Genomic DNA, 6,859 nt, shown 5'->3' with positions numbered 1-6,859 from the left:
GCTTTATTTGTAGTATATTTACTGTGTAAAAGCGGCTGATGGATAAAGATGGCCGCCATGTAATCAAACTGTAATTTTAGAAACATTGGACTTCCATTCTTTTAACCTACACGAAGACGTGCTAACAGGAATTGACTCGATGGGCTATAACAAGCCTACTCCTGTGCAGGAGCAAGCAATTCCACTTATACTTGAAAAAAAAGACATGATTGCCTGCGCCCAAACCGGCACAGGTAAAACAGCGGCCTATTTGCTTCCCCTCATAGACCGCATTTCTCATGGCAACTACGAACACACCAGCACACTTATTTTGGTGCCAACCCGCGAGCTTGCCAAGCAAATAGATGAGCAGGTAGAAGGATTTGGTTACTTTGCGTCCGTTTCCTCTATTGCTATTTATGGCGGTAACAAAGGAGACGATTGGGAGCAGCAAAAGCGTGCGCTTACCACTGGTGCAGATATCATCATTGCCACCCCTGGCCGCCTTATTTCGCACATGGCCATGGGCTATGTAAAACTAGACCAGCTAAACCACCTGGTGCTCGACGAGGCTGACAAGATGCTGGACATGGGCTTTATGGATGATCTGCTTAAAATTATTCAGCAGTTACCAAAGCAGCGACAGACACTCCTTTTCTCTGCCACCATGCCACGTAAGATTCGCGACCTGGCACAGCAGATTCTGCAAGACCCGGCAGAGGTGAATCTGGCTATCTCTAAGCCAGCAGAAGGTATAGATCAGCGCCTGTACCTGACATACGATAACCAGAAGCTTCCACTGCTGGAACACCTGCTGCGCAGCCTGGATGTACTCAACATGATTATCTTTACTTCACGCAAGTCTAACGTCAGCCAGATTGTTCGCTCTTTAAAGAAGATGAACTTTACAGCAGAGGGCATCTCTTCTGACATGACGCAGGATGAGCGCGAGAAGGCGCTTCAGGGCTTTAAAAACAAGCAGTACCAGATTGTGGTTGCCACAGATATCCTTTCCAGAGGTATAGACATCGACAGCCTGAGCCATGTAGTTAACTTTGATATGCCACAGGATGCCGAGGATTACGTACATCGCGTGGGCCGTACGGCACGTGCCGCCTCTACAGGCATGGCCATTACTTTTGTAAACGAGAAAGATATGTACCGTGTGCAGAAGGTAGAGCGTTTGATTGAGCGTGAACTTCCGAAGCTTGCCTTGCCGGATGATTTCGGACCTGGCCCTGCTTATAACCCTACACGTATAGATGGCCACAGCAGCGGTGGTAACCGCTCCAGAGGAGGCGCGAAACAAGGATCTGGTAGCGGCGACAGAAACAGAGGCCGCAGCGGTGGTAGCGGTGGCAACCGTAACCGTAGCCGTGACGGGCAAAGACCTGCAACAGCCTCGACAGAGGGTACGCCTGCCGCTAATGCCACTCCGCAAGAGCAAGGCACAGGAGAACAGCAGCCTAGAAAGCGGAACAACAATAACCGCAACCGTAACAGAAACAACAACCGTGGCAAAGGAGGCAGCGCAAGTGCGCCTAACTCACCTGCTGCTACACCTCAAGAATAAAGCTAGCAATGCGTGCCTTATTGTTGATAGATATTCAGGTAGATTTCTTACCAGGCGGAGCACTTGCCGTGGCCGATGGTGATGCTATTATACCTGTTGTAAATAGATTGCAGCCGCAGTTCGATCTGGTAGTAGCCACACAGGACTGGCATCCGGAAGGGCACAAAAGCTTTGCCTCAAGACATCTGGGTAAAAACCTATTCGAGGTAATAGACCTAAATGGCTTGGAGCAGGTACTGTGGCCAGACCATTGCGTACAAGGTACTCCTGGGGCAGCGTTATCCGATAAGCTGGACCAGAAACGTATTGAAGCTATCTTCAGAAAAGGCACTAACCCTGAAATAGACAGCTACAGCGGCTTTTATGATAATGGCCGCTTGAAATCTACTGGATTAGCAGATTATCTACGCGGCAAAGGCGTAACAGAAGTATACTTAGTTGGTCTTGCTGCAGACTATTGTGTTTATTTTTCTGCCAAAGACGCCCTTACAGAGGCTTTTGAGGTGTATTACATCGAGGATGCTGTCCGGGCCATTGACGCTAATGGATTTGAAATAGCTAAAGCCGACCTTGAGGCACGTGGAGGACATATAATTCAAAGTCAGTCACTGCTGGCCTAAGTAACAGCAACCGTATAAAACAGAAAAGCCGCCTTTAACTAAAGACGGCTTTTCTGTTTTATACGGTTGCTGTTATATCACCTGCCCTATACCGAACAACAGCACAAACAGCAGCGTTGTCATGGCCATTTGCTTCAGGTAAGGATCGAGCTCTTTGGAAGTTTGCTTTTGCCATACATTTACGCCATTTACCAGCACTAGCGGTAGGGCAAGCACAAACAGAAACTGCCAGGGGCTTTCGTAGTTAAATAATACATAGGCAAAAGCACTTAGCACACCGCCAAAGAGCAACATGAGGTGGTAAACACGTGCTTTTTTCTGCCCCAACCTTACAGGTACAGACCGCTTTCCTGCCAATTTATCAGAGTTAATATCTCGGATGTTGTTAACGTTGAGAACCGCTGTAGAGAAGAAGCCGCAGACCAGTGCCGGAAGTATAACCAAGCTTTGCAGTTCCTGTGCCTGCAGAAAATAAGTACCTAAGACCCCAACCAAACCAAAAAAAACAAAAACGAAAATATCGCCCAGACCAGCATAGCCATACGGTTTATCGCCGGCTGTGTAATTGATGGCTGCCCAGATGGAAGCCAAACCCAAGCCTAAAAACACCAGAAAGAGCATTAATCCCTCTGTGCCAAAAGCAACCCAAAGCAGCAGCAGCCCTGACAACAGCGAAAGCAGACTGAATACCAGCATGCCTTTTTTCATTTGCTCTGCTTGAATGTGCCCCGCCTGTACTGCCCGCATCGGCCCTTCCCGGTGCACACTATCTGCCCCGTTTTTGGAGTCGCCATAGTCGTTAGCCAGGTTGGAAAGTATCTGCAAAAAAAGCGTAGTAAGCACACACAAGGCCACTACCACAGCACTAAAATAGCCGTTGGCTGCTGCCATAAATGCTCCCATACCTATACAGGAAAGTGCAAGCGGCAGCGTACGTGGCCTAAAAGCCGAAATCCAAGCCTTTACAAGACCTGGATTTGGGGATATTGAATTTTGTGATGTATTCAACGTTGATATACTGTGCTAAAACCTGACACAGGTATTTACTTGTGTCAAGCTATTTTATTTAAAGCACAAGCGGACGCTTGCACCAGGCAAAATCATTATTTATACTTCTTACTTAAGTGCACTCAGAAGTTCTTCATCCATCGGCTTGACCTTAGATGGATAGAACGCCGTTACGTGCCCCTGCTCGTCAACCAGATACTTGCAGAAGTTCCAGTTTGGTTCTTCCTGGTTGGGAGCTTTTTGTGCCAGCCATGCGTACAGCGGGCTTTTATCATCTCCTACCACAGATATTTTCTCAAACATGGTGAAACTTACGCCATAGTTCTTCTGGCAAAAAGAGGCAATCTCCTCGTTAGATCCCGGTTCCTGGCCACCAAAGTTATTCGCAGGAAAGCCTAGTACCACCACATCATTACCGTATGTCTCGTGTAGTTTCTGCAGGTCTTCGTACTGCTTTGTGTAGCCGCACTCAGAGGCCGTGTTTACAAGCAGCACCTTTTTTCCTTTGTACTGCGAGAAATCCACTTGCTTGCCATCCAGTGTTTTCATGTTGAAACCATAAAAATCGCTAGACTGTGCGTTTGGGTTGGAAGTTGTTTCTGTTGCCATTGCTTCTGGTTTTAGGTTAGCATTGTTTCCCTGCTGGCAGGCCACTGCTACCAGGAGCAAGCTGGCCAGCCATACAGCTGATGTAAGAGCATACGTAAATCTTTTAATCATACTTAGGTGATTTAGAAAATTGCAGTGCAAGTATAGCCTGAGCAGGTACAACCGCCAAGGCTGTAAATTGTTAGGTGGCTACAGGCTTATACTTAGCACCAAGCTGTTACATCCTCTCTGGCACCACTATACCCAGCAGGCTCATGCTTTCCCGCACAAAACGGGCTACCATCGCCGATAAGGCAATACGGAAACTACGCGCCTGCTCATCCGTCTCGTTAAAGATCGATACCTCCTGGTAGAAACGGTTATAGGATTTGGCAAGTTCATAAGCATAACTGGCAATAACAGATGGCGCATACAAGTTACCAGCCTCTTTTACCACAGCCGGGAAGTTAACCAGTTGTATAATTACCTCCTGCTCCGTTTCGTGCAGGTTTTTGAAATCTGCAAATGATGTTGCATCCAAGCTGATACCCATTTCTCCGGCCTTCCGAAGTATAGCTGAGATACGGGCATGTGTGTATTGTATAAACGGACCTGTGTTTCCACGGAAATCAATAGATTCCTGCGGGTTAAACAGCATACGCTTTTTCGGGTCTACCTTCAGCAGGAAGTACTTTAAAGCTCCCATCGCCAGGGTATGGTACAGTTCCTGTGCCTGCTCCGGCGTAAAGCCCTCAATTTTGCCTAGCTCTTCAGTTTGCTGGCGTGCCGTATCAATCATTTCCTGCACCAACTCATCAGCATCCACCACAGTACCCTCACGCGACTTCATTTTACCGGAAGGCAAGTCTACCATGCCATACGAAAGGTGATGAATACCATCTGCATAAGGTTTGCCTAGCTTCTTCAGTGTAGCCTTTAGTACCTGGAAGTGGTAGTTCTGCTCATCGGCCACCACGTAAAGCGACTGGTCGTACGGAAAATCATTATACTTCAGTTCTGCTGTGCCCAAATCCTGGGTAATGTATACAGATGTTCCATCAGCACGCAGCAACAGTTTTTCGTCCAGCCCTTCTTCAGTCAGATCAACCCAAACCGAACCATTGTCTTTTTTAAAGAATACCTCCTTTTGCAGGCCTTCTTCTACGCGCTCTTTACCTAAAGTATACGTTTGCGACTCGTAGTAATATTTGTCGAAATCAACACCAATGGTGCGGTATGTCTCATCAAAGCCGGCATATACCCAGCTGTTCATTTTTTTCCAAAGGCCTACTACCTGCTCATCGCCCTGCTCCCACTTCAACAGCATATCCTGCGCCTCCAGCATGAGTGGAGCCTTTTTCTTGGCTTCCTCTTTCTCCATACCTTCTGCCGCCAATACTTCTACCTGCTCCTTATAAGCTTTGTCAAACAACACGTAGTACTTTCCAACCAAATGGTCGCCTTTCATGCCGCTGCTTTCCGGTGTCTCGCCGTTACCCATTTTCTCATAAGCCAGCATAGACTTACAGATATGGATGCCGCGGTCGTTTACCAGGTTTACCTTCATCACATCATGGCCATTTGCCTTCAGAATCTCAGACACTGAATACCCCAGGAAGTTATTGCGCAGGTGGCCCAGGTGCAGTGGCTTGTTCGTGTTTGGAGAAGAATACTCCACCATGACATTACGGCCGCTTGCCTCACCTTGTCCGTAATCAGGATTGCTCATAATTTCGCGGAACAGGTGCAGCCACTCGGCCTCCTCTATTTCCAGATTTAGAAATCCTTTTACAACGTTGAAGTTCCTGATTTCCTTAGCATTCTCCTTCAGGTACTCACCCAGCGCCTGGCCAATTTGCTCAGGGCCTTTGCCTACCTGCTTGGTATAAGGAAAGGTAACGAAGGTAAAGGAACCTGCAAACTCTTTGCGGGTAGGCTGCAAGGCTAGCTGCCCAGCATCCACAGTTACCTGGAACACTGCCTGTAGCGCCTCGCTGATGCGCTGGCTGATGGCTTCTTGAAGTTGCATTAATGTATAGCTGTACTGTTAGATTCTTTTTTAAGGATAGCCTCTGTGGCTGTCTCTAGTATATCGAAGGCATTTTCAGCCATGGTATTCTCTGTATCGAGTGTCGGGTTGATTTCCGTCATTTCGTAGCAAACCACCCTCGGGTCCTGCAGCAACAGGTAATTTAGTTCTTTTGCCTGTTTTACAGTAAGCCCTGTTTCTACGGGTGTGCCCGTTCCTTTTGAAAACTTAGAATCAAGGCTATCCACATCAAAGCTGATATAAAGTATATCACAGTCTTTTAGTCGCTCCAAAGTCTCCTTGGCTACTTGCGGAACGCCCTTCTTGTTCAGCTCATCATACGTAAAATTCTTGATGCCATGTTTTTTCATCAGGTATTCTTCGGGCTCCTCAGTATCGCGCACCACAATGTATACCAGGTGCTCCGGCTTAAGCTTAGGCCCATTGTAACCCAGCTTCTTCAGCGAGTTCCAGAAGAAGATTGCTTCAGGTGCTGGTTCATTAATCTGCCTGTCCAGGTTGTCGAAATTCAGGGCCATGGCCAACGGCATACCATGCACATTGCCTGATGGAGACGTAAAAGGTGAGTGAATATCTGCGTGTGCATCAATCCAGATCACACCCAGCGTTTTATCGGGGTAAGCTGCTTTTATACCAGCAATGGTACCGTGTGCGTTAGAATGATCGCCAGCCAGCACCAACGGGAACATATCCATGGCTACCGTTTGCTCTACTGCCCTGGCAATATTTTTCTGTACCGTCAGGATACTATCAATACGGTGTGCGTTCGGGAATACATCCGGATCAAACAAAGTATAGTTTAAGTCTGGTACACTGACAGAATTAAAACGTTTAAAGTAATCAGACCCTTTGTCCCAACAAGCGACTCTTAGCGCCTCTATCCCCATGCTGGCTCCACGTGTGCCGGCCCCCAGCTCAGACCTTACTTCAATTAGTTTTATTTTTTTCATGCGTCAGCTACTAACTCTTTACTACCAGATGAAACGCTATGTAAAATTATTTTTCTACGCTATTGATTCTGAATTAAAATAAATCAATTCA

At 47.2% G+C, this 6,859-nt stretch carries 6 protein-coding genes; 2 read left to right on the top strand and 4 right to left on the bottom strand.

Annotation, left to right across the window (positions count from 1 at the left end):
* Window positions 1–85: 85 nt before the first annotated feature.
* The gene (locus ACFQ2O_RS18650; RefSeq protein ID WP_377531482.1) at window positions 86–1,552 is read left to right on the top strand and encodes a DEAD/DEAH box helicase; all 1,467 of its coding nucleotides are present in this window, start codon (window positions 86–88) and stop codon (window positions 1,550–1,552) included.
* An 8-nt stretch (window positions 1,553–1,560) separates the two neighbouring features.
* The gene (gene pncA, locus ACFQ2O_RS18645) at window positions 1,561–2,172 is read left to right on the top strand and encodes a bifunctional nicotinamidase/pyrazinamidase (protein ID WP_377531479.1); all 612 of its coding nucleotides are present in this window, start codon (window positions 1,561–1,563) and stop codon (window positions 2,170–2,172) included.
* A gap of 72 nt (window positions 2,173–2,244) precedes the next feature.
* On the opposite strand, the gene ACFQ2O_RS18640 is transcribed toward pncA, so the two are convergent.
* From ACFQ2O_RS18640 to rocF, 4 genes are all read right to left on the bottom strand, one after another.
* Window positions 2,245–3,189, bottom strand: coding sequence for a 1,4-dihydroxy-2-naphthoate polyprenyltransferase (locus ACFQ2O_RS18640; RefSeq protein WP_377531484.1), 945 nt, complete (start codon window positions 3,187–3,189; stop codon window positions 2,245–2,247).
* A gap of 99 nt (window positions 3,190–3,288) precedes the next feature.
* Entirely contained in the window at window positions 3,289–3,900 is a 612-nt protein-coding gene (locus ACFQ2O_RS18635) for a glutathione peroxidase (protein WP_377531477.1), read from the bottom strand.
* A 106-nt stretch (window positions 3,901–4,006) separates the two neighbouring features.
* Window positions 4,007–5,797: an arginine--tRNA ligase gene (argS, locus tag ACFQ2O_RS18630; RefSeq protein ID WP_377531474.1), complete on the bottom strand. Its 1,791-nt coding sequence runs from the start codon at window positions 5,795–5,797 to the stop codon at window positions 4,007–4,009.
* On the bottom strand, window positions 5,797–6,768 hold the full coding sequence (gene rocF, locus ACFQ2O_RS18625; protein ID WP_377531472.1) for an arginase: 972 nt from the start codon (window positions 6,766–6,768) through the stop codon (window positions 5,797–5,799). Before rocF ends, argS begins: the two co-directional genes overlap by 1 nt.
* Between the last annotated feature and the right edge of the window lie 91 nt (window positions 6,769–6,859).

Origin of the sequence: Pontibacter rugosus, assembly GCF_042678745.1 — a bacterium.
GTDB classification, from domain to species: Bacteria; Bacteroidota; Bacteroidia; order Cytophagales; family Hymenobacteraceae; genus Pontibacter; species Pontibacter rugosus.
The sequence above is the reverse complement of the archived record's forward strand: the minus strand, read 5'-3'. Positions and strand labels throughout refer to the sequence as shown.

Coding starts and splice junctions, on each gene's coding strand:
- argS (WP_377531474.1), bottom strand. CDS start 5,797: ATGCAACTTCAAGAAGCCATCAGCCAGCGCATCAGCGAGGCGCTACAG.
- ACFQ2O_RS18635 (WP_377531477.1), bottom strand. CDS start 3,900: ATGATTAAAAGATTTACGTATGCTCTTACATCAGCTGTATGGCTGGCC.
- rocF (WP_377531472.1), bottom strand. CDS start 6,768: ATGAAAAAAATAAAACTAATTGAAGTAAGGTCTGAGCTGGGGGCCGGC.
- pncA (WP_377531479.1), top strand. CDS start 1,561: ATGCGTGCCTTATTGTTGATAGATATTCAGGTAGATTTCTTACCAGGC.